The following is a 2,244-nucleotide window of genomic DNA, read 5'->3' as shown; positions in this document are numbered from 1 at the left end:
GCCCCGCCCCCATCATCCCCGCCCCGAACACACGCTTCATCCCCACCCGATCCCCTCGAAATCGATATCCCCGCCACCCCCGGACAAAGACGGCAGCGCACTCTAACAATCCTTCAGCGCCCCGCAGAACCCCTACGAATTGGTCATCGAATCGGTCATCAGCCCCGCCAGCGTCTCGACGACATCGGAAAGCGGTGCGCGCGTGTCGATCTCCACGGTCGCCACCGACCGCAGCCGCGGCTCGATCTCCGCGATGTCGGCGCGGATCCGATCCCGTTGCCCCGCGGTCTTCCCGAACGCATTGCCGGTGCGGTTCGCGACCCGCTCGAGCAGCACCGCCTCCGGCGCGCTCAGCAGAACGACCTGAGCGAACCGCGCGTAGAACCGCTGCTGATTCCATACCGTCCCCGCGACGAACAGCGGCTCCCCCGTCTGCTCGTGCCGCGCGATCAGCGCCGCCATCCGCGCCTCGTCCCACGCCGGTTCCCCGCCCGGCCCGAGGACGATCCATCCGCCGTAGTCGGTGTCCAGCACCGGATATCCGCGCTCGGCGAGCAGTCGCAGAGTCGCGGATTTCCCGGTGCCGGACATCCCGGTCACGAGGATCACCGCCACGGCCGGGCCTACCGGTCAGGCGAAGAGGCGGGCGGCGAGGTCGGGGGTGAGGACCTCGTAGTTCTCGGTGGCGCGGTTGTACCACCAGGTGCGGTCGTCGGGTTCGGAGCGACCCGCCGCCTGAACCGCCCGGGTGGAGGGGCGGTAGGTGGAGCTGCGGGGGATGTCGTCGACGACGTAGACGATGTCGGGGCGTTGGTCCGCAGGCAGGACGCGGACCGCTTCGGTGACGTCCTTGGGTGCGAGGGTGAAGCCGGTGCGGACGCTGACGGCGGCCACGGCCAGCACGCGATCCCGGGTGGGCAGCGCGAAGGCCACTTCCATGTCGACGGCGGTGATGTCGTTGAGCGCGTCCACGATCGGCTGGGTGTAGACGGGGCCACGCGAGGTCGGGATGACCGTGTCGCGGCGGTCCATCAGCCAGTAGTCGCCGTCCGGGTCGCGGCGGAAGAGGTTCTCCGTCGGCATCCAGGAGTCGCCGGGGGCGAAGACGCCGCGCAGCCCGCCCGCGGACAGTTCGACCGCGTCGGAGACGGTGCCGATCAGCAGCCCCACCTCGTTGTCGGCGGCACGGCGCGCGAAACCCGTGTCCTCGACCAGGATTTCGTCGGCCAGCGGATCGTAGGCGATCAACTCGACCTTGGCGGTGCCCGGCACCGGACGCCCCTTTGAGCCGACCTTCACGCCGGAGACGTTGGCCAGCACCACATCTCCCTCGATGGAGGCGTAGAACTCGAGCACCCGCGCCGGTTCGAACCGCTCCTGGGTGCGCCGCCACAGCCCGCGCGGCATGCCGGAGCCGATGAACAGCCGGATCGGATGCGGATGCCCGTTGGGGAAGGTGTCCGCGTCGAGGATGTCGCGCAGCATGGTCCAGGTGTAGGTGACCACGGTGACGCCGTAGCGGTGCACCTCCTCGGCGAAACGCGCCGGATCCAGCGAACGGGCCAGCGCGATCCGGCTGCCGCCCGCCACCGCGCCACCCAGGCTCACCAGCAGCCCGGACGAATGATGCAGCGGCGCAAGGCAGTACACGGTGTCGTGGCGGCCCAGATCGGCCGCCGAGGCGGTGCCGAAGGCCGACAGCGCCCAGCGGTGGTTGGTCACGTACTTGACGTCGAACTTGTCGCCGGTACCGGTCACCAGGATGAAGGCCAGCTCCCGGGCCAGGCCCGGATCGGGGCGATACCAGGCGGGCAGGGTCACCGCGGCGGGATCGATCTGCTCCATATCGACCACATCGCACCCGGCCGGAATGTCGAGGCCGCGAGCCTCGCCGCCGCCGAGCACCAGCACGCGATGACCGGTCGCGGCCGCGCTGGCCAGATTCTCCGGATCGGTGAGCAGCAGCTTGGCCCCGGTCAACTCGGCGACCTTGGACAGTTCACTGCCGGGCGCGAGCAGCACCGCGACCGCGCCCAGCCGCGAGAGCGCGGCGACCGCGGCCAGCGCGGAGGGCCGGGTCTCCATCACGACGCCGACCCGGGTGGCCGGGCGCACGCCGACCGAGATCAGCCCGCGCACCACATTGTCGATGCGCTGGTTGACCGCCTCGGCGGTGTGCACGCGATCGTCGAAGAGGAACAACTCCCGCTGCGGCCCGCGCCGCGCCTGCTCGGCGAGCAAGCG

Annotated in this window: 2 protein-coding genes; both read right to left on the bottom strand. The window is 70.5% G+C overall.

Annotated elements, in window-relative coordinates:
• Positions 1 to 132 precede the first annotated feature (132 nt).
• The gene (locus ACWELQ_RS44135; protein WP_452402921.1) at positions 133 to 615 is read right to left on the bottom strand and encodes an AAA family ATPase; all 483 of its coding nucleotides are present in this window, start codon (positions 613 to 615) and stop codon (positions 133 to 135) included.
• Between the two features lie 15 nt (positions 616 to 630).
• Positions 631 to 2,244 (bottom strand): AMP-binding protein (locus tag ACWELQ_RS44130; protein ID WP_452402920.1); only part of this gene is annotated, 1,614 nt, incomplete at its 5' end.

Source organism: Nocardia sp. NPDC004722 (assembly GCF_053601505.1).
This window is presented reverse-complemented; position numbering and strand designations above follow the sequence as displayed.